General features: G+C 66.0%; 19 protein-coding genes. 11 read left to right on the plus strand and 8 right to left on the minus strand.

Annotation, left to right across the window (positions count from 1 at the left end; all coding sequences use genetic code 11):
- Window positions 1-31 precede the first annotated feature (31 nt).
- From ftsW to AB7F11_RS06945, 9 genes are all read left to right on the plus strand, one after another.
- Complete coding sequence (gene ftsW, locus AB7F11_RS06905; RefSeq protein WP_428288169.1) at window positions 32-1,285, plus strand: putative lipid II flippase FtsW; 1,254 nt, start codon at window positions 32-34, stop codon at window positions 1,283-1,285.
- Window positions 1,286-1,377: 92 nt separating this feature from the next.
- Window positions 1,378-2,430, plus strand: a complete 1,053-nt coding sequence (gene murG / locus AB7F11_RS06910) for an undecaprenyldiphospho-muramoylpentapeptide beta-N-acetylglucosaminyltransferase (RefSeq protein WP_428288170.1) — start codon at window positions 1,378-1,380, stop codon at window positions 2,428-2,430.
- Window positions 2,427-3,836 carry a UDP-N-acetylmuramate--L-alanine ligase gene (gene murC / locus AB7F11_RS06915; RefSeq protein ID WP_428287933.1) on the plus strand — a complete coding sequence of 470 codons (1,410 nt, stop codon included), beginning with the start codon at window positions 2,427-2,429 and terminating at the stop codon, window positions 3,834-3,836. The genes murG and murC overlap by 4 nt, the downstream gene beginning before the upstream one ends.
- Window positions 3,833-4,810, plus strand: coding sequence for a D-alanine--D-alanine ligase (locus AB7F11_RS06920; RefSeq protein ID WP_428287934.1), 978 nt, complete (start codon window positions 3,833-3,835; stop codon window positions 4,808-4,810). The genes murC and AB7F11_RS06920 overlap by 4 nt, the downstream gene beginning before the upstream one ends.
- A gap of 17 nt (window positions 4,811-4,827) precedes the next feature.
- The gene (locus tag AB7F11_RS06925; RefSeq protein WP_428287935.1) at window positions 4,828-5,631 is read left to right on the plus strand and encodes a cell division protein FtsQ/DivIB; all 804 of its coding nucleotides are present in this window, start codon (window positions 4,828-4,830) and stop codon (window positions 5,629-5,631) included.
- Between the two features lie 13 nt (window positions 5,632-5,644).
- A complete protein-coding gene (gene ftsA / locus AB7F11_RS06930) occupies window positions 5,645-6,874 on the plus strand; it encodes a cell division protein FtsA (protein ID WP_428287936.1) in 1,230 nt (409 codons plus the stop codon).
- A gap of 166 nt (window positions 6,875-7,040) precedes the next feature.
- Window positions 7,041-8,255 carry a cell division protein FtsZ gene (ftsZ, locus tag AB7F11_RS06935; RefSeq protein WP_428287937.1) on the plus strand — a complete coding sequence of 405 codons (1,215 nt, stop codon included), beginning with the start codon at window positions 7,041-7,043 and terminating at the stop codon, window positions 8,253-8,255.
- A 99-nt stretch (window positions 8,256-8,354) separates the two neighbouring features.
- Window positions 8,355-9,278, plus strand: coding sequence for a UDP-3-O-acyl-N-acetylglucosamine deacetylase (lpxC, locus tag AB7F11_RS06940; protein ID WP_428287938.1), 924 nt, complete (start codon window positions 8,355-8,357; stop codon window positions 9,276-9,278).
- Between the two features lie 18 nt (window positions 9,279-9,296).
- Window positions 9,297-9,473, plus strand: coding sequence for a hypothetical protein (locus AB7F11_RS06945; RefSeq protein WP_428287939.1), 177 nt, complete (start codon window positions 9,297-9,299; stop codon window positions 9,471-9,473).
- Here AB7F11_RS06945 and AB7F11_RS06950 read toward each other — a convergent pair.
- The 8 genes from AB7F11_RS06950 to AB7F11_RS06985 all read right to left on the minus strand — a co-directional run bounded on the left by AB7F11_RS06950 (window position 9,470) and on the right by AB7F11_RS06985 (window position 17,336).
- Window positions 9,470-10,726, minus strand: coding sequence for an MFS transporter (locus AB7F11_RS06950; RefSeq protein WP_428287940.1), 1,257 nt, complete (start codon window positions 10,724-10,726; stop codon window positions 9,470-9,472). The genes AB7F11_RS06945 and AB7F11_RS06950 overlap by 4 nt on opposite strands.
- Window positions 10,727-10,789: 63 nt before the next feature.
- Entirely contained in the window at window positions 10,790-11,338 is a 549-nt protein-coding gene (ruvC, locus tag AB7F11_RS06955) for a crossover junction endodeoxyribonuclease RuvC (protein ID WP_428287941.1), read from the minus strand.
- Complete coding sequence (locus tag AB7F11_RS06960; protein WP_428287942.1) at window positions 11,335-12,327, minus strand: phosphatidate cytidylyltransferase; 993 nt, start codon at window positions 12,325-12,327, stop codon at window positions 11,335-11,337. Before AB7F11_RS06960 ends, ruvC begins: the two co-directional genes overlap by 4 nt.
- The gene (locus AB7F11_RS06965; RefSeq protein WP_428287943.1) at window positions 12,327-12,944 is read right to left on the minus strand and encodes a lysophospholipid acyltransferase family protein; all 618 of its coding nucleotides are present in this window, start codon (window positions 12,942-12,944) and stop codon (window positions 12,327-12,329) included. The genes AB7F11_RS06960 and AB7F11_RS06965 overlap by 1 nt, the downstream gene beginning before the upstream one ends.
- Complete coding sequence (mtgA, locus tag AB7F11_RS06970) at window positions 12,941-13,687, minus strand: monofunctional biosynthetic peptidoglycan transglycosylase (protein WP_428287944.1); 747 nt, start codon at window positions 13,685-13,687, stop codon at window positions 12,941-12,943. The genes AB7F11_RS06965 and mtgA overlap by 4 nt, the downstream gene beginning before the upstream one ends.
- Window positions 13,688-13,699: 12 nt before the next feature.
- On the minus strand, window positions 13,700-14,566 hold the full coding sequence (locus AB7F11_RS06975; protein ID WP_428287945.1) for an energy transducer TonB: 867 nt from the start codon (window positions 14,564-14,566) through the stop codon (window positions 13,700-13,702).
- Between the two features lie 34 nt (window positions 14,567-14,600).
- Complete coding sequence (locus AB7F11_RS06980; protein ID WP_428287946.1) at window positions 14,601-16,673, minus strand: ribonuclease catalytic domain-containing protein; 2,073 nt, start codon at window positions 16,671-16,673, stop codon at window positions 14,601-14,603.
- A gap of 42 nt (window positions 16,674-16,715) precedes the next feature.
- Window positions 16,716-17,336 carry a YqiA/YcfP family alpha/beta fold hydrolase gene (locus AB7F11_RS06985; RefSeq protein ID WP_428287947.1) on the minus strand — a complete coding sequence of 207 codons (621 nt, stop codon included), beginning with the start codon at window positions 17,334-17,336 and terminating at the stop codon, window positions 16,716-16,718.
- A gap of 23 nt (window positions 17,337-17,359) precedes the next feature.
- Here AB7F11_RS06985 and rodA point away from each other — a divergent pair, with 23 nt between their 5' ends.
- Together rodA and AB7F11_RS06995 are read left to right on the plus strand one after the other, a co-directional pair.
- Window positions 17,360-18,514, plus strand: a complete 1,155-nt coding sequence (gene rodA, locus AB7F11_RS06990) for a rod shape-determining protein RodA (RefSeq protein WP_428287948.1) — start codon at window positions 17,360-17,362, stop codon at window positions 18,512-18,514.
- Window positions 18,511-19,410 carry an NAD(P)-dependent oxidoreductase gene (locus AB7F11_RS06995; RefSeq protein ID WP_428287949.1) on the plus strand — a complete coding sequence of 300 codons (900 nt, stop codon included), beginning with the start codon at window positions 18,511-18,513 and terminating at the stop codon, window positions 19,408-19,410. The genes rodA and AB7F11_RS06995 overlap by 4 nt, the downstream gene beginning before the upstream one ends.
- Window positions 19,411-19,431: the final 21 nt, after the last annotated feature.

Below are 19,431 nucleotides of genomic sequence, written 5' to 3' on the forward strand. Positions count from 1 at the left end.
CAGGTCCTGGCTGCAACGCTTGCGCGAAACCCTGCCGCGCCTGGGCGGCCGAGACCTTGCGGGTGCGCTGGCGGGTGGCTCCTCGCGCGACGACCTGCCGGTGCGCCTGTCCAACCGCACCTATGCCGGCACGCGCAATGTGGCGGTGCGCGAACTCGGTTTTGACCAGCCTTTGCTGTGGGTGGTGGTGGCGCTGCTGGCCTGGGGCCTGGTGATGGTCTACTCGGCCTCCATCGCGCTGCCCGACAACCCGCGTTTCGCCAACTATGCGCACACGCACTTCGTGCTGCGCCACGGCATCTCCATGGTCATCGGTGTCATCGCAGCCATGATCGCGTTTCAGTTTCCGCTGCGTTCATGGGAAAAAATGGCGCCCTGGCTGTTTGCGGCCGCGCTGCTGTTGCTCGTGCTGGTGCTGATCCCCGGAATTGGCAAAGGTGTCAACGGTGCGCGGCGCTGGATTTCGCTGGGCATCATGAACTTTCAGCCCTCCGAGCTGGGCAAGCTGGCCGTGCTGCTCTACGCCGCCAGCTACATGGTGCGCAAGATGGAAGTCAAGGAACGCTTCTTCCAGGCCGTGGCACCCATGGCGGTGGCCGTGGGCGTGGTGGGCATGCTGCTGCTGGCCGAGCCGGACATGGGTGCGTTCATGGTGATCGTGGTGATCGCCATGGGCATCCTGTTCCTGGGCGGCGTGAACGCACGCATGTTCTTCCTCATCGCGGCGGTGGTGGTGGGGGCTTTCGCGCTGATGATCATGGCCAGCGAGTGGAGGCGCGATCGCATCTTTGCCTACCTCGATCCCTGGAGCGAGGAGCATGCGCTGGGCAAGGGCTACCAGCTCTCCCACTCGCTCATCGCTTTCGGGCGGGGCGAGATCTTCGGCGTGGGTCTGGGTGGCAGCGTGGAGAAGCTGCACTGGCTGCCTGAGGCCCACACCGACTTTCTGCTTGCCGTCATTGGCGAAGAGTTCGGCCTCATCGGTGTGGTGGTCCTCATCGGTCTGTTTCTCTGGCTCACGCGGCGCATCATGCACATCGGCCGCCAGGCGATTGCGCTCGACCAGGTCTTTGCCGGCCTGGTGGCCCAGGGGGTGGGTCTGTGGATGGGTTTCCAGGCCTTCATCAACATCGGTGTGAACCTGGGTGCGCTGCCGACCAAGGGACTCACGCTGCCGCTCATGAGCTATGGCGGATCGGCCATCCTGCTCAACCTCGTGGCCGTGGCCATCGTGTTGCGCGTGGACTACGAGAACCGGCAGATGATGCGGGGAGGGCGGTCATGATGAGCGCAGCGCCGGGCCGCCCCAGGCAAGCGAACGCCAGCGACCCGCGTGAGCGGCGGAGCGTGGGGGCCACCCAACCCTGCGCTCTCATCATGGCCGGTGGCACGGGCGGTCATATATTTCCTGGACTCGCCGTGGCGGAAGCCCTGCGCGAGCGCGGTTGGCGCGTGCACTGGCTGGGCGCACCCGGCAGCATGGAAAGCCGGCTGGTGCCGCCGCGCGGGTTCACGCTGGAGACCATCGACTTCGGCGGCGTGCGCGGCAAGGGAATGGTCACGCTGGCATTGCTGCCACTGCGCCTCCTGCGTGCCTTCTGGCAGTCGCTGCAAGTGGTGCGCCGAGTGAAGCCCGACGTGGTGCTGGGCCTGGGCGGCTACATCAGTTTTCCAGGCGGCATGATGGGTGTGCTGGCCGGCAAGCCGCTGGTGCTGCATGAACAGAACTCGGTGGCCGGGATGGCCAACAAGGTGCTGGCCGGAGTTGCAGACCGCGTGTTCACGGCGTTCCCGCACGTGTTCAGGAAAGCCGAATGGGTGGGCAACCCTCTGCGCTCGCCGTTCCTGCGCCAACCCGACCCGACCACGCGTTTTGCCAACCGCAGTGGCCCGCTGCGCGTGCTGGTCGTCGGTGGGAGTCTGGGCGCCAAGGCCCTCAACGACACCGTGCCGCAGGCGCTGGCGCTGCTGTCCGAAGCAGAACGCCCCATGGTCACCCACCAGAGCGGCGAAAAGCAGATCGACGCGCTGCGCGCAAGCTACGCCGCTGCGGGCGTGCAGGCGGAACTCACGCCCTTCATCGACGACACCGCGCAAGCGTTTGCCGATGCCGACCTGATCGTCTGCCGAGCCGGCGCCAGCACCGTCACCGAGATCGCCGCCGTGGGTGCCGCGGCACTCTTCGTTCCCTTCCCCGCCGCGGTGGATGACCACCAGACCACCAATGCCCGCTTCCTGGTGGACGTGGGCGCGGCCTGGCTGGTGCCACAGCCACAGTTCACAGCCCAGTCACTTGCGCAGACCTTTCAGGCCACACGTCGCGACCAGTTGGTGGCGATGGCATTGAAAGCCAAGCAAATGGAAAAGACGCAAGCCGTGGTGGCCGTGGTGTCCGCCTGCGAGCAACTCGCGAAAGTTCAGAAACCATGAAGCACGCCATTCGACACATCCACTTCGTTGGCATTGGTGGCGCCGGCATGAGCGGCATCGCCGAGGTGCTGCTCAACCAGGGCTACCGCATCTCGGGCAGCGACCTGGGCGAGAGCACGGTCACGCGCCGGCTGGTGGCGCTCGGTGCCCAGGTGTTCGTGGGCCATGACGCAGCGCACATCGAAGGGGCCGACGCCATCGTCACCTCCACGGCCGTGAAGGACGACAACCCCGAGGTGATGGCCGCGCACGCGAAACTGGTGCCGGTGGTGCCCCGCGCGGTGATGCTGGCCGAGCTCATGCGCATGAAGAAGGGCGTGGCCATCGCCGGAACCCACGGCAAGACCACCACCACCAGCCTGGTCACCAGTGTGCTCGCCGCAGGCCACCTGGACCCCACCTTCGTGATCGGCGGACGCCTCAACAGCGCCAACGCCAACGCGCAGCTCGGCTCGGGCGAATACATCGTGGTCGAGGCCGACGAGTCCGATGCCTCCTTCCTCAACCTGTTGCCCGTGCTATCGGTCGTGACCAACATCGACGCCGACCACATGGACACCTACGGCCACGATTTCGGCAAGCTCAAGGCGGCCTTCGTGGACTTCCTGCACAAGATGCCGTTCTACGGCGCGGCGGTGGTGTGTGTGGACGACCCTGCGATCCGCGAGATCCTGCCGCAGATTGCACGTCCCATCACCAGTTACGGCTTCTCGGAGGATGCTCAGGTGCGGGCTGTCAACGTGCGTGCGGTAGACACGCAGATGCATTTCACCGTGCAGCGGCGCAACGGTGTCGAACTGCCCGACCTGGACATCGTGCTCAATCTTCCAGGCGAACACAACGTGCTCAACGCGCTGGCCGCCATCGGCATCGCGGTGGAGCTCGGCGTGGAAGACGCCGCTGTGCAGCGGGCGCTGGCGGATTTCAAGGGCGTGGGCCGCCGTTTTCAGCGATATGGCGAGGCCGCACTGCCCGCTGGCGGCAGTTGCACCGTGGTGGACGACTACGGTCACCACCCGGTGGAGATGGCGGCCACGCTCGCGGCAGCGCGGGGAGCCTACCCGGGGCGGCGGCTGGTGCTGGCGTTCCAGCCGCACCGCTATACCCGCACGCGCGACTGCTTCGAGGACTTCGTGAAGGTCATCGGCCAGGCCGACGCGGTGCTGCTGGCCGAGGTCTATGCAGCCGGCGAGGCACCCATCGTCGCCGCCGACGGGCGCTCGCTGGCGCGCGCACTGCGGGTGGCGGGCAGGCTCGAACCCGTGTTCGTGGACGATATCGCAGCGATGGCGCAAGCGGTGCTCGACAACGCCCGCGATGGCGACGTGGTGCTGTGCATGGGCGCCGGGACCGTGGGCAATGTGGCCGCGCAGGTGATCGAACTGGCGCAGGGAGTCCAGGCATGAATGGAACGGAGAACAAGGTGGTGAATGTGAAGGCGTTGGGCAAGGTCGCAGTGCTCATGGGTGGGAGCTCGGCGGAGCGCGAGGTTTCCATGATGTCGGGCACGGGCGTGCTGGCCGCGCTCCGGTCCAAGGGCGTGGATGCCCACGCCTTCGACCCGGCAGAACGCGAACTGGGCGAGCTCAAACGCGAGGGCTATCAGCGCTGCTTCATCACACTGCATGGCCGCCATGGTGAGGATGGCACGGTGCAGGGCGCACTGGAACTGCTGGGCATTCCTTACACGGGTCCGGGCGTGCTGGCCTCGGCCATTGCCATGGACAAGGTGATGACCAAGCGCATGTGGATCGCAGAAGGCCTGCCCACGCCGCGTTACGTGGTGCTGGCGCCCGGACACCAGACGCGCGAAGACACCCGTGCCGTGCCCGATGTGCTGGGCCTGCCGCTGATTGTCAAGCCACCACGCGAGGGTTCGTCCATTGGTGTCACCAAGGTGGGTGGTTACTCGGACATGCAGGACGCCGTGGCGCTTTCGGTGCGCTACGACCCCGATGTGCTGTGCGAAGAGTTCATCGAAGGCGAGGAAGTGACTTGCCCGGTGCTGGGCACTGGCGAGGATGCACGCGCCTTGCCGGTGGTGCGGATCGTGGCGCCCGATGGCGCCTACGACTACCAGAACAAGTACTTCACCGATGAAGTGAAATACCACTGCCCCAGTGGTCTGCCCGAAGCCGAGGAGCGCGAGATCCAGCGCATCGTGCTGGCCAGCTACCGCGCCCTGGGCTGCCGGGGCTGGGGCCGCGCCGACGTGATGATCCGCGCCAGCGACCGCAAGCCGTTCCTGCTGGAGCTCAACACTTCGCCCGGCATGACCGGCCACTCGCTGGTGCCGATGTCGGCCAAGGCCGCGGGCCTGTCCTACGAAGACCTCTGCGTGCGCCTGATTGCCAGCGCCGCGCTCGACAACCCGGCCTGAAACCCGGAGATCCTGCCATGGCCACCCTTCGCCCGAACCCGCTGCCACTGGACGTCAGACTCATGACGCTGGTGACGCGCGTGCTCGTGGTGATGTTCGTGGTCCTTTGCTCGGCCCTGCTGGTCACCTGGCTGGTGCAGCACCCCGTGTGGTCGGTGCGCGCCATCACCGTGCAGGGCGACGTGGCGCACCAGAACGCGGTGAGTTTCCGCGCCCAGTTGGCGACACAGATGAAAACGCGGCTCACCGGCAGCTTCCTCACGGTGGACCTCGGGCAGGTGCGGGACCTGTTCGAGGGCGTGCCCTGGGTTCGCAAGGCCGTGGTCCAGCGTGAGTTCCCGAACCGGCTTCGCGTGACGATCGAGGAACACGAGGCCGTGGCCTGGTGGGGTCAGTCGGGTTCGGGCCAGCTCGTCAACCAGCAGGGCGAAGTGTTCGATGCCAGCCCGGACGATGGGGATGGCCTGCCCGAACTGGCAGGCCCCGCGGAACAGTCGGATCTGGTGTGGGCGCTCTACCAGACGCTGGCTGCCGAATTCGCCCGCCTGCAGCTCGGCCTGGAGCGGCTCGAACTCAGTGAACGCGGTGGATGGCAGGCACGCCTGGACAGCGGCGCGGTGATCGAGCTGGGCCGGGGCACACCGGATGAGCTGATGGAACGCACTCGGCGCTTCACCGCCACCCTGGGCCAGCTCACCGAACGCTACGCGGGCGCTGTGCAGTCCGCTGATCTTCGCTATCCCAATGGATACGCCCTGCGCATGCGCGGCGTGACCACCGTCACCGACGCCCCCGCCGGCACAACGCATACCCCGAGGTAATCAAGAAGCAATCATGGCCAAGGAATACAAGGATTTGGTGGTCGGACTCGACATTGGCACTGCCAAGATCATGGTGGTGGTGGCGGAGGTCCAGCCCAACGGCGAACTCAAGCTGGCCGGACTGGGCGTGGCGGCCAGCCATGGCCTCAAGCGTGGCGTGGTGGTCAACATCGACGCCACGGTGCAAAGCATCCAGCAGGCACTCAAGGAAGCCGAGCTGATGGCCGACTGCCGCATTGCCCGCGTCTACACGGGCATCACGGGCAGCCACATCCGCGGCATCAACTCCAGTGGCATGGTGGCCATCAAGGATCGCGAGGTCAGCGCCACCGATGTGGCGCGCGTGATCGAGACCGCCAAGGCGATCAACATCTCCACCGACCAGCGCCTGCTGCTGGTGGAGCCGCAGGAATTCGTGATCGACGGCCAGGAAGTCAAGGAGCCCATCGGCATGAGCGGCATCCGGCTCGAAGCCAAGGTCCACATCGTCACCGGCGCACAGAGCGCCGCCGAAAACATCATCAAATGCGTTCGCCGCTGCGGCCTGGAAGTGGACCAGCTCATGCTCAACCCGCTGGCGTCGAGCCAGGCGATCCTGACCGACGACGAGAAGGAACTTGGGGTAGCGCTGGTCGATATCGGTGCGGGCACGACCGATGTGGCGATTTTCTCCGGCGGTGCGATCCGACACACCGCGGTGATCCCGATCGCAGGTGATCTCATCACCAGCGACATCGCCATGGCGCTGCGCACGCCCACCAAGGACGCCGAGGACATCAAGGTCGAGAGCGGTTGTGCCAAGCAGTTGCTGGCCGACCCGGAGACGCAGGTGGAGGTGCCGGGCCTGGGCGACCGGGGCCCGCGCATGCTCAGTCGCCAGGCCCTGGCCGGCGTGATCGAGCCGCGCGTGGAAGAAATCTTCTCGCTGGTTCAGCAGGTGCTGCGCGATTCCGGCCACGAGGAAATGTTGTCCTCGGGCATCGTGCTCACGGGTGGCAGCGCGGTGATGCCGGGCATGGTCGAACTCGGCGAAGACATCTTCCTCAAGCCGGTTCGCCGTGGAATCCCCAACTACACCAGCGCGTTGTCGGACATGGTGGCGCAGACGCGCGCGGCCACGGTGATGGGTCTTCTCGAGGAAGCTCGCCTCGCACGCGTGCGAGGGCACAAGGTGTCGCAGAAGGCGGGTTCGATGCAGGGCGCCTTTGAACGCGTGAAAAACTGGTTTGTGGGGACGTTCTGATGAACACAAACACCTTCGTTCCATTTCCGACTCCCCGCACGCGACCACGGCCCCGGTGCGCTGATTGCACCGGGCCGCCTGGCTGAAGGCCAGCACCGATTTTTTGAATCCCAAGCGTTTTTCTGAATCACCGGCGCCCTGAGAAGGGCCACACAAGGAGCACCAAATGAGCATCGAAATGATTGAAGTTGAGGAATTCAACCTGGGTACGCAGATCAAGGTCATCGGCGTGGGTGGCGGCGGCGGCAATGCGGTCGAGCACATGATCTCGCGCAGCGTGCAGGGCGTGGAGTTCATCTGCGCCAACACCGATGCGCAGTCGCTCTCGCGCAGCGCGGCGCACAAGACCATCCAGCTGGGCACCAGTGGCCTGGGCGCAGGCAGCAAGCCTGAGAAGGGGCGCGAGGCCGCAGAAGTGGCGGTGGAAGACATCCGCGAAGCGATCGCCGGCGCACACATGCTGTTTATCACCGCCGGCATGGGCGGCGGGACCGGTACCGGTGCCGCGCCCGTGATCGCGCGCGTGGCCAAGGAAATGGGCATCCTCACCGTGGGCGTGGTCACCAAGCCCTTTGACTGGGAAGGTGGCCGCCGCATGACCAACGCCGACAACGGCCTGGCCGAGCTGGAAGCCAACGTGGACTCGCTGATCGTCGTGCTCAACGAGAAGCTGCTCGAAGTGCTGGGTGACGAGGTGACTCAGGACGAAGCCTTCGCGCATGCCAATGACGTGCTCAAGAACGCCGTGGGCGGGATTGCCGAGATCATCAACGAGTACGGCAACGTCAACGTCGACTTTGAAGACGTGCGTACCGTGATGGGCGAGCCCGGCAAGGCGATGATGGGCACGGCAGTGGCCTCCGGTCCGGACCGTGCGCGCATCGCTGCCGAACAGGCCGTGGCCTGCCCGCTGCTGGAAGGCATCGACCTCTCTGGCGCCAAGGGCGTGCTGGTGCTGGTGACGGCGGCCAAGGGTTCGCTCAAGCTTTCGGAATCGAAGCTGGCGATGAACACGATTCGCGCCTACGCTTCGCCGGAAGCGCACGTGATCTACGGCGCCGCCTACGACGACAACCTGGGCGACGAGATGCGCGTGACCGTGGTGGCTACCGGCCTGTCGCGCCAGGGCGTCCGCCGCACCGCGCCGCCACTGCAGGTGCTGCGCACCGGCACCGACAACGTGCCGTTCAACGTACCCACCGTGAACGCCGCCGTGGCGGGTCCGGGCGTGGGTGCCGCTCAGCCAGACTACAACTCCATGGCCGTGCCCAGCGTCTGGCGCACCAACCGCACGCAGGCCGCTGCGAAGGTGGACGCGCTGGCGTCGGGCGGCATGGACGACTTCGAGATTCCCGCCTTCTTGCGCAAGCAGGCGGATTGATAGGCTCGCCCCTGCGCCCCTGCGCCCCTGCGCCCCTGCGCGGCTTCCCCCTTGAGGGGGGAAGACGTGCAGCGGCGCAGGGGGGAATAAAATCCAGCCATGCTCGCGCAACGCACCCTCAAATCCCTGACCAAAGCCGTCGGCGTAGGCTTGCACAGCGGTCAGCGCGTGGAGCTGACCCTGCGGCCTGCCGCGCCCGACACCGGCATCGTGTTCCGGCGGGTGGACCTGTCATCGCCCGTGGAGATTCCGGTCAATGCGGAAGCGGTGTCCGACACGCGCCTGGCCTCCACCATCTCCAACGGCGGCGTGAAGGTGCACACCATCGAGCACCTCATGAGCGCGTGCGCCGGCCTGGGGCTGGACAATCTCTACGTGGACATCACCGCCGAAGAAGTCCCCATCCTCGACGGCTCGTCCGCTTCCTTCGTCTACCTGCTGCAGAGCGCAGGCATTGTCATGCAGAAGGCCCCCAAGCGCTTCATCCGAGTGACCAGGCCGGTGGAGGTGCGCGAGGGCGAAGGGCGCGCACTCAAGTGGGCGCGGCTCGATCCCTTCCATGGCTACAAGCTCGCGTTCGAGATCGAGTTCGACCACCCCGCCGTGACATCCACAGGGCAGCGGGTGGAGTTCGATTTCGGTAGCGGCCAGTACGCGCGTGAAATCGCCCGCGCCCGCACCTTCGGCTTCACACGCGACGTGGAGATGATGCGCTCCAACGGCCTGGCCATGGGTGGTGGGCTGGACAACGCCATCGTGATGGACGACGTGAAAGTGCTCAACGCCGACGGCCTGCGCTACCGCGACGAGTTCGTCAAGCACAAGATCCTGGACGCCATGGGCGACCTCTACATCGTCGGCAAACCATTGCTCGCGGCCTACAGCGCGTTCCGCAGCGGCCACGCCATGAACAACCAGCTATTGCGTGCCCTGCTGGCGAGGCCTGACGCCTACGAGGTGGTGAGCTTCGAGCAGGACCGCGAAGCGCCGAGCGGTTTCGCTCAGCTCGCACCCGCCTGGTAGAGCGACGCCTGCCGCGCCATGCTGCTGTTTCGCTGGACCGTCCTCCTGCTGCTTCTGGCTGCGGGCGTGTGCTTTGCGTTCTACATCGGCACCGGGCAGATGCGTTTTCGCCACTGGGGAATCATCATACTGAAGTGGACCGTGCTCGCGGCGCTCGGCTTCTTCGCCGTGCTGATCCTCGAGCGGTTGATCTAGGTACTGACGTGCTGGGCTGCCGGTTTGATCCGCACCGGCAGACTCATCGACACCACGGCCGCGGCCACCAGCAGTGCGCTCGCTGAGCCAAACGATACCCAGTGCGTGCCGAAGGTGTCAAACGCCCAGCCGCCCATGAGGGAGCTGATGGTGGCGCCCACCTGGTGGCCCAGGTAGGTCCACCCGTAGAGCACACCCACCAGACGCACGCCATACGTGTCTGCCAGGATGGCCGACGAGAGCGCGATGCTGCCGGCCCAGGCCAGGCCACCGATGGCGGCGGTGCTGTAGAGCTCCCAGTGCAGCGTGACGGCGGTCATGGCGAAGAAGCCCAGGCCACGCACCAGGTAGATCGCAGCCAGCAAGGTTCGGCGTGGCATCACATCCGAAAGGCGGCCCAGCACCAGCGTGCTGAAGATGGCCACCAGCCCGATGGTGCCGATGCCCAGCGAACTGGTGACCGCGTCGAAGCCGTGATCCATCAACATGGGCATGCCGTGCGTGCCCATCAGGTTCATGCTGAAGCCGCAGGTGAACAGACCGAAGCCGATCTGCCAGAAGGTGGCTGTGCGCAGCGCGTCGCGCACGCGCGTGAAGGGTGCGGGCGCCGCACTGGCGTTGGTGGCTGTGGCAGACAGGTCTTGCGGGCGCTGGTCGGCATGCGTGGGTGCGTCGTCGCGCATCACCAGCAGCACTGTGGGCAGGGCCAGCAAGGCGAAGGCCGCCGCAAAGCCGAGCAGCGCCTGTTGCCAGCCAAAAGCCGCAATGGCCCAGGAAAACACCGGCGTGAGGATGGCGATGCCCGCCATGGAACCGGTGGACAGAAAGAACAGGGCGGTGCCCCGGCGCCGCACGAACCAGCGGCTGAGCACCGGCGTGAGGGCCACCGGGCTGGTGAAGGCCAGGCCGATCGACGAGAACACGCCGAACGCCAGGAAGAAGCTCACCGGATCGCGCGCAAGCACTGTCCAGATGGTGGACAAGACGATGATGGCCGTGCCCGTGAGCAGCACGAAACGTGTGCCGCGAATGGCCACCAGATAGCCGGCGAGCGGCATGCCGATGCCGTAGCACAACATGCCCGCAGCGATGATGCCCGAGAGCAGGCTGCGGCTGAAGCCGAGGTCTTCGGCCATGGGCAGGAAAAACGGGCCGATGCTCATGCGCATGCCCACGGTGAGCAAGGTCAGCACAGTGGCCGCGGCCACGATGTTCCAGCCGAAATACCAAGCTTCTTTGCGTTCCGGGTTCACGGTCTCGTCTCCTTTTGTCGGGCCAATATACCCCAACAAGGGAGAATGGTCATACCAATTGGCTCAGTAGTTTCGTCCGCCCCGGTAAGCGCCGTGCGTGCGCGCCTGCAATGTCGAGACCTTGTTGATCGCCATGGTCGTGCGGCTCACCTGCGCGTGCGTGATGGCCAGACCCAGCGCATCGGCCGCGTCCTTGCCGGGCAGGCCGGGCAATTGCAGCAGGCGCTTCACCATTTCCTGCACCTGCGGCTTGGCGGCCTTGCCGTAGCCCACCACCGCTTTCTTGAGCTGCAGGGCGGTGTACTCCGCCACCGGCATGCCGTTGGCCACCAGCGCGGTCAGGCAGGCGCCGCGCGCCTGGCCCAGCAGCAGCGTGGCCTGCGGATTCACGTTGACAAACACGATCTCGCAAGCCGAGACATCGGGTTCGTAGCGCTTGACCACCTCGGAGATGCCGTCGAACAGCACCTTCAGGCGCGCGGGCAGCAGCGCACCGTCTTTCGGGCTGGTCTGGATGGTGCCGCTGGCCACATAACTCAGTTGCCCGCCTTCGGTGTCGATCACGCCAAAGCCGGTGCATTGCAGGCCCGGGTCGATGCCGAGGATCCTCATAGGTTGAACGTCCAGCGCACCGAATGGAAGAACACCGGGGCGGCAAAACACAACGCATCCACGCGATCGAGCAGGCCGCTGGCGCCAGTGACGGATCGCCCTCCCTGGCCCCAATGGGTCACGCCACGGTCGCGCTTGATGGCCTTCATGACCAGGTGGCCCAGGCTGCCTGCGACGCAGGCCACCAGTGCCATGGCCAGCGCCGGCAGCGGCTTGAAGGGTGTGAAGCCGGAGAGGGCCGCGCCCAGCAGGCCACCGGCGGCCAGGCCCATGGCCCAGCTGCGCCAGTGAAAGCTGTGGCTGATGGCCGGTGCCGCTGGCCGGCGCAGGCCCCGCGCCGCCAGGTGTTGCACCAGCATGCAGGTCTGCACCACGAGCACCAGGAAAAACACCAGAAAAGCGGTCTTGCCAGCGAAACCAGGGAAGTTGAGCAGCAGCAGCGCGGGCACGTGGCTCATGCCGTAGACGCAGACCATGATGCCCCATTGCAGCTTGGCGTTGCGCTCCAGGAAGCGCTGCGGGTCGTTGCCCAGCGCGCTCACCACCGGGATGAGCAGGAACACGTAGACTGGTATGAACACGGTGAAGAGGTTGAAGCGCTCGGTCCAGACCAGCGCGTACTGCAGCGGCAGCACGATGAAGAAGGCCAGCACGAGGCTGCGGTGGTCGCCCCGGCGTGTGGGCGAGAGGCTGATGAATTCGCGCAGGATGAAGAACGAGACCAGGCCGAACAGCACGATGGCGAACCCTTCGCCCATCGCCCAGCCAACCCAGAAAACCAGCATCATCATCCAGGAACTGCGCAACAGCGCCTGGTTGTCTTGCATCAGCAGGGCGCGCACGCCCGTGGCGTCGTCATCGGCCGCTCGGCGTTCGCGCAACGAGAGCAACACGCCCACACCGCTGGCGACCAGCAGCAGGCCGAACAGCACCACGAACACCAGGCTGACCTGCTGATCGGGGGTGAGGCTGCGCAGGAAGGAGCCCATCAGACTTCCCGAAGTGCGATCACGGCGTCGCGCGCGCGCCGGAGGAAATCGGCGCGAGGTTCGTCGGCAGCAAGTGCCAGCGGTTCTCCGAAGGTGACCGAGCACAGCACCGGCACTGGCACCACCTCTCCCTTGGGCATGACCCGCTGCACGTTGTGGATCCAGGCCGGCACCAGCACCACGCCCGGAAAGCGTTGCGCGAGGTTGTACAGGCCCGATTTGAACGGCTGCGGGTCTTCATCGTGGCCGCGCGTACCTTCGGGAAACAGGATCAGCGAATCGCCGCTTTCCAGAGCGTTCACCAGCGGTTGCAGTGGGTCCTCGTCTCCCTTGCGCTCTCGCTCCACATAGACCGCGTTGAACACTTCGGTGGTGATCCAGCGCTTGAAGTTCGATGCCGTCCAGTAGTCCTTGGCCGCGATCGGGCGCGTGATGCTGCGCAACTCCTGCGGCAGCGCGGCCCAGATCAGCACCAGGTCGGCGTGGCTCTGGTGGTTGGCGAAATAGATGCGCTGTTCAGCCTTGGGCGGGCAGCCGTACCAGCGCGCCTGCGCGCCAGTGAGCAGACGCACCAGGCCAAGCAGGAACACGCTCATGAGGGAGGCGGATGCCCTCATGGCGGGGTCACGGCGCCCATGCGTGCCACGATGGTGCCGGTGCGCCTGGCGAGGTACGCCGAGCCCTGGCGGGTTTCAAAGAACTTGGGCGAGGGCAGCATCACGGCCAGGCGTGCGGCTTCGTGCGGGCTCAGGCGGCTGGCCGGTTTGTTGAAGTAGCGCTGAGCGGCAGCTTCGGCGCCAAACACGCCCTCGCCCCACTCGACGCTGTTGAGGTAGATCTCCAGGATGCGGCGCTTGTCCAGCAGCGCTTCCAGCAACAGCGTGAGCAGCAGTTCCTGCCCCTTGCGCAGCAGTTGTCGCTCGCCAGAGAGCAACAGGTTCTTGGCCAGCTGTTGCGTGATGGTGGAGCCCCCGACGATCTTGGGCTCGCGTGCCGGCTTTTCGGGCTGGCGTGCGGCGCGCTTCTCGGCCAGTTGCTGTCGACGCTCGTTTTTCTGCCAGGCGCCTTCGATCGCGGCCCAGTCCACGCCGCCGTGTTCGGTGAAGCCCGCGTCTTCCGACGCGATCACTGCGCGCTTGAGGTGCGGGCTGATCTGCGCATGGTCCACCCACTGGTGCGACCAATTCCACGATTTGTCATTGTCCCGACTGCCACTGGCCATGCGCCAGGCTTCGGATCGCATGAACGCGGTGCTGGTGGGATCGACCACCGCCATGAGCGCGATGCGCGCCACGAAAAAAAGCTGGAGGGATGCGCCCGCGAGCAGGATCCAGAGCAGCCAACGTCCGAACGATCTCATGCGGTTTGGCGCCTACTGGCTCGTCATCTGGGTTTGCAGCGTCTCGTCGCGCGTGAACCGAAAGCGCGACACGACCACGATCTGGTCCGCCTGGCGGCGCATGGCGTCGTTGAAGCGACCGAAGCTCAGGCTGCGCACGATGGCCTGGGCACGGCGGTCCAGCAGCGGTGTGCTCGAGGTCTGCACGACCTCGGTGTCGAGCACCGCGCCGTTGTGGTTGACGGTGATGATCATGGTCAGCTCGCCATACAGCTTTCGTCCGCCGGCCTCCGGAAAGTTGGACGTGCCCCGGTCCTCGATCTTGCGGCGCAGATCGTCGTAGTAGATGGCGTAGATTTCCTCGCGCGTGGCCGGACTGATGTAGCGCTTCTTCGGGCGGGCGTTTTCTTCGTTGATGCGTTTCTCGATCTCGGCCAGGATCTTCACCAGGGCCTTGCGCTTGTGCTCCCGTTCCACCGATTCGCGGCTGGGTGTGACCGATTCCAGATCGGGTGGTGGCATGTTCGCGAGTTCGCGGCGCACCTGGGCGAGCAACTGGCTCTGCTGCTCGCGCAACGCCTCGATCATGCGTTCGTCCTCTTCCGGGGTGTCGCCGATGCGCGCGACCGTGGCGGGGGGCAGAGGTGACGTGGCCCGACCGCGTTCGGCCTCTCCGCCACCGGCGAGCGAGGCTTGCGCGATGGCCGTTGCCTTCTCTGGCTTCTCGTCGCTGCGCGCGTTGACCAGGATCACCTCAAGCGGCGTGTCTTGAAACACCCGGTTGAAGCCCTCAGGGTTCACGAAGCGCACCGTGAGCAGTGCCGCATGCACCGCCACCGACACCGCCAGCGCCAGTTGCAGCGTGCTCAGTTGTTTCAGGAACTTGACGGGGGACTTCACGGGCGCATTATCCGTGCTTGGAACGCGGCGGACGTCAGTGGGTGGCCGGGTCGGGCGTTTGAGGGGGCTGGGCGGTTTCCTCGGCCTCGCCCATGTCGATCGCCAGCGCCAGCGGCGCGGCCAGGGCCTCGTCTTCGCCGTCCTCGCCCGAATCGCCCTCTTCGGGCAGGTCGTCCACCGGCAGGTCCAGCCGTTCGATGACGGTGCCGTGCACGTCGAGCGTGATGTCGTCGATCTCGCCCAGTCGCACCCGCAGGTGCGCGCCTCGCGGCAGGCTGTCCGCGCCCATCACTGGCAGCACCAGGGGCAGGGTGTCCGCGCGGACAAGATTGTCCTTGATCAGTGTGGCGGTGAGTTCCGTGGTGCTGTTCTGGCGCAGGTGCTGCAGCGTCCAGTAGCGCTCCATGCCGTTCTGGAAGCCGTTGTAGGCGGTGTAGGCAGCATCAAAGGCGCTGATGATGGAGAACAGATTGGCGTCTTTGGGCTTGAATGGCGCGACCAGCGCGGCGGTGCGGCCGTGGCGGGCGCACGCAATGATCTGCCACTGGTTGACCAGATCGACGTACCGGCGCAGTGGCGAGGTGGCCCAGGCGTAGCTTTTCACGCCAATGCCGGCGTGTGGCCTGGCCTGCGTACCCATGCGCACCTTCACACCCGGCGCCATGCTGGCCTGGCTGCGGTAGATGCCGGGCACGCCGCATTCGGAGAGCCAGTTGCCCCAGGTGCTGTTGGCCAGGATCATGGCCTCGGCCACCATCAGGTCCAGGGGCGCGCCGCGCTGGCGGGTGCCGATCAGCACGCGCTCGTCGCCCGCCGGTTCGTTGCCATGTACACCTTCGAGGCGGAAGGTGTAGTCGGGCCGGTTGAAATTCTCGGGCTTGCCACGCACCACCTCGCGCTGCGTTTTGAGATGGCGCGCCAGGCGGTGAAGGAACGCCAGCGAGGGTTGCAGCGCAGTGATCTCGGGCGTGGCCTCGCCAGACGGAGCTTCGCCGTTCAGCCAGGGCTCGGTAATGACGGTGTCGAGCTGGTCGTGCCGCAGATTGAGCGCGATCGGCACGCGTTCGAGCGCGGTGCGGTGTTCGCGTTGCTCCAGCGTGGCTTCGTCGAAGCTCACGTACAGCGAAACGGCGGGGCACTCGCGACCGGCCATGAGCGTGTAGGCCTGCACCACCTCGTCGGGCAGCATGGTGATCTTGTGGCCTGGCATGTAGACGGTGGACAGGCGGTGGCGCGCCACCTGGTCCAGCGCACCTTCGGGCTGGATCGCCAGGCCCGGCGCTGCGATGTGAATGCCCAGCGTGACGGTGCCGCTGCCAAGGCCTTGCAGCGAGAGCGCATCGTCGATCTCGGTGGTCTGCGAGTCGTCGATCGAGAAAGCCTGCACCGGTGCCTGCGGCAATTCGTCGGCGATGGCAGGGGCTTGCAGCGCGGGAAAGCCCGTGCCCTTGGGGAATTGCTCGAACAGGAAGCGCTGCCAGTGGAACTGGTAGGCGCTGGTGATGGCGCCCGCCTTCTGCAGCAGGACCAGCGGTGCGGTGTGGCTCAGATGAGCCGCCTCCACCACGGCCTTGTATTCCGGCGCGTTCTTGTCCGGCCGGAACAGGATGCGGTAGAGCTGTTCGCGCACCGGATCAGGGCACTGGCCCGCAGCGAGTTCGGCGGCCCAGGTGTCGATCTGTGCCTGCACCTGCTTCTTTTTCTCGATGGCTGCCAGTGCCTGGGCGAGGATGTCGGGTGGGGCCTTTTTGTACCGACCTTTGCCGGCTCGGCGGAAATAGTGGGGCGCTCCCTGAAGGCACAGCAGGGCGGCGACCTGCTCGGGGGTGCCGGCGCTGGCACTGAAGTACTCATGCGCGAGGTCGACAAAGCCGAATTCCGCTTCTGGCGCGAACTCGTAGGCCAGCTCCAGTTCCATGGTCTCGGCCAAGGCCGTGGCGGCGGGCATGAGCTGGCTGGGCGCGGGTTTGTCGAAGCGCAGCAGGGCATTGGCAGCCTTGACCTTGACGCGCTTGCCCGAATCGAGTTCGACCTGGAGCGAATTTTCGGCTTCGGACAGCAGGCGGCCGGTCAGCAGCTTGCCGGCTTCATCAAACAGAATGTGCATGGGCGTGATTGTCCCATGCGGGTAGGGGGGCGTTCCCCGGTATCACCCGGAGGAAAAGAGGAAATGGAAGACAGCGTCAATGTGGTCGTCGAAGTCGCTGATGGCGTGGTCGCTGCCGGGGAGCAGGCGGATGGCGCCGCCAGCGCAAAACGCCTGCATCTCACGCCAGTCCAGAACCTCGTCGCCCTGGGCCAAGACGGCCATCTGGCGCTCGGGCGTGGCCCTTCGATCCGTCGCCAGCCGCTCGATGTCTGCCTGCATCGTGAACAACTCATCGACATAGCCGGGCAGGAAGAAAAAGCGCTCCTGGGGATCGTGCCAGGAGGTCTGCTCGCCGATGTGTTTCGACAGGTCGCGGGCCGGAAACGCCGCCGGGTTGAGCAACACCGCACGGCAGTCGGTCTGCAAGGCCACCCAGCGAGCATAGAAGCCACCCAGCGATGAGCCCACCACCGCCATGCGTTCGCGAGGCCAGTCGCCAATGCCCTGCATGACCTGGGCCATGGCCTCGGCGGGGGAGGGCGGCAATGGCGGGCACCACCAGCGCACGTCAGGGTGCTGCTCGATGACCCGCGCTCCGACCTTCTGCGCCTTCATTGAACCGGGAGATGAACGGAAGCCGTGCAGGTACAGCAGGTGGGTGATGGGGGCGGGCGGATGCATGGAGCGAAGGATAATCGGCGTCCATGGCCGTCGTCTTTGACAAACCCACACCGCTGCAGCGCCTCGCCCCGATTTTCCAGGGCTTCGACCTGCCGTTGCTGCTGGCGATCCTGATCATGGCCAGCGCCGGGCTGCTCACCATGTATTCGGTGGGTTTCGACCACGGCACGCGATTCGCCAACCACGGCCGCAACATGATGCTGGCTGCGGGGGTGCTGTTCATCGTCTCGCAGATCCCGCCACACCGGCTCATGGCACTGGCGGTTCCCATCTACGTGGTGGGTGTGACCCTGCTGCTGGCGGTGGCGCTGTTCGGCATTGAACGCAAAGGTGCCCAGCGCTGGCTCAACGTGGGGATCGTGATCCAGCCGAGCGAACTGCTCAAGATCGCCATGCCGCTGATGCTGGCCTGGTGGTTTCACCGCCGCGAAGGTCAGCTCAAGCCGCTGGATTTCGTGGTCGCAGGCATCCTGCTGCTGTTTCCGCTGGCGCTCATCCTGAGGCAGCCCGACCTGGGCACTGCGCTGCTGGTGCTTTCCTCGGGCCTGTTTGTCATTTTTTTCGCCGGCCTGAGCTGGAAACTCATCCTGCCCCCGCTGGTGCTGGGGGTGGTGGGCATCGTGGTGCTGATCTTCATGGAGCCCCAGCTGTGCGCGCCCGATGTCGACTGGCGCGTGCTGCACGAATATCAGCGCCAGCGCGTGTGCACGCTGCTCGATCCATCCAAGGACCCACTGGGCAAGGGCTTCCACATCATCCAGGGCATGATCGCCATCGGCTCGGGCGGCGTCTGGGGCAAAGGTTTCATGCAAGGCACGCAGACGCACCTGGAGTTCATTCCCGAGCGCACCACCGATTTCATCTACGCCGCGTTCTCCGAAGAGTTCGGCCTCGTGGGCGTGCTCACGCTGATGGCCGGCTTCATCTTCCTCATTGCGCGCGGCCTGGTCATCGCCGTCGAGGCGCCCACGCTGTTTTCTCGCCTGCTGGCCGGCGCCATCACGCTCAACATCTTCGTCTATGCCTTCGTCAACATGGGCATGGTCAGCGGCATCCTGCCGGTGGTGGGCGTGCCCCTGCCTTTCGTTAGCTACGGCGGTACGGCCATGGTGACCATGGGCGTTGGGCTGGGCATCCTGATGTCGATTGCCAAGTCGCGAAGGTTCATGCAGTCATGAGTGGCGCACCAGTGGGCGTGATCGGCGCGGGCAACATGGGCGGCGCCATGGTGGAGCGCCTGCGCGAAGCTGGCTGGGCGGTGACGGTTTGCGATATCGACCCACTGCGTCAGCGGCAGGCCATGGCGGCCGGGGCCTCGCTGGCGGATTCGCCCGAACAGGTCGCACGCACGCTCGGGCCAGGCCATGCCCTGATCGTGGTGGTGGTGGACACCGCCCAGGTTCGCGAGGTGCTGTGGGGGCCGCGTGGGGCTGCCCAGGCCCTTCAGCGCGGCCAGACGGTGCTGTTGTGCCCCACCATTGCCCCGCAGGACGTGGAGGCCATCGCCGGCGACCTCGAACGCCAGGGTGTGGATTGCATCGACGCCCCGCTCTCAGGTGGGCCCGTGCGCGCTCGGGATGGGCGCATGAGCCTGATGGTGGCTGGACCCGAGCCGGTACTGGCGAGCCAGGCCGCCCTGCTGTCGGCCCTGTCGGACCACGTCATGCGAATCAGCGACCGCGTGGGCGACGGTGCTCGCACCAAGCTGGTCAACAACCTGCTCGCCGGCATCAATCTGGTCGGTGCGGCTGAAGCCCTGGCCATGGCCGAGCGCTTGGGGCTCGATCTTTCCACCACGCTGGACGTGATCGAACGTTCCAGCGGCCAGAGCTGGGTCGGCAGCGACCGCATGCGCCGCGCCGTGGCTGGAGACTTCGCGCCTCGCGCGCATGTGACGCTGCTGGAAAAGGACACGCGCCTGGCGGTGGCCGCCGGCCGCGCTGCGGGTTTCGAGGGCCCGCTGGGCGCGCGCGCGGCCCGCGTGTTCGAGCAAGCCCACGAAGCCGGCATGGCTGCGCTGGATGATGGGGCCTTGCTCAAGCTGCTGCGGCAGGCGCCGCCCTCAAAACCCTGATGCCCGCGCGCGGGGCCGAGG

The organism is Hydrogenophaga sp. (genome assembly GCF_050250835.1).
In the GTDB taxonomy this organism is placed as follows: Bacteria; Pseudomonadota; Gammaproteobacteria; order Burkholderiales; family Burkholderiaceae_C; genus Hydrogenophaga.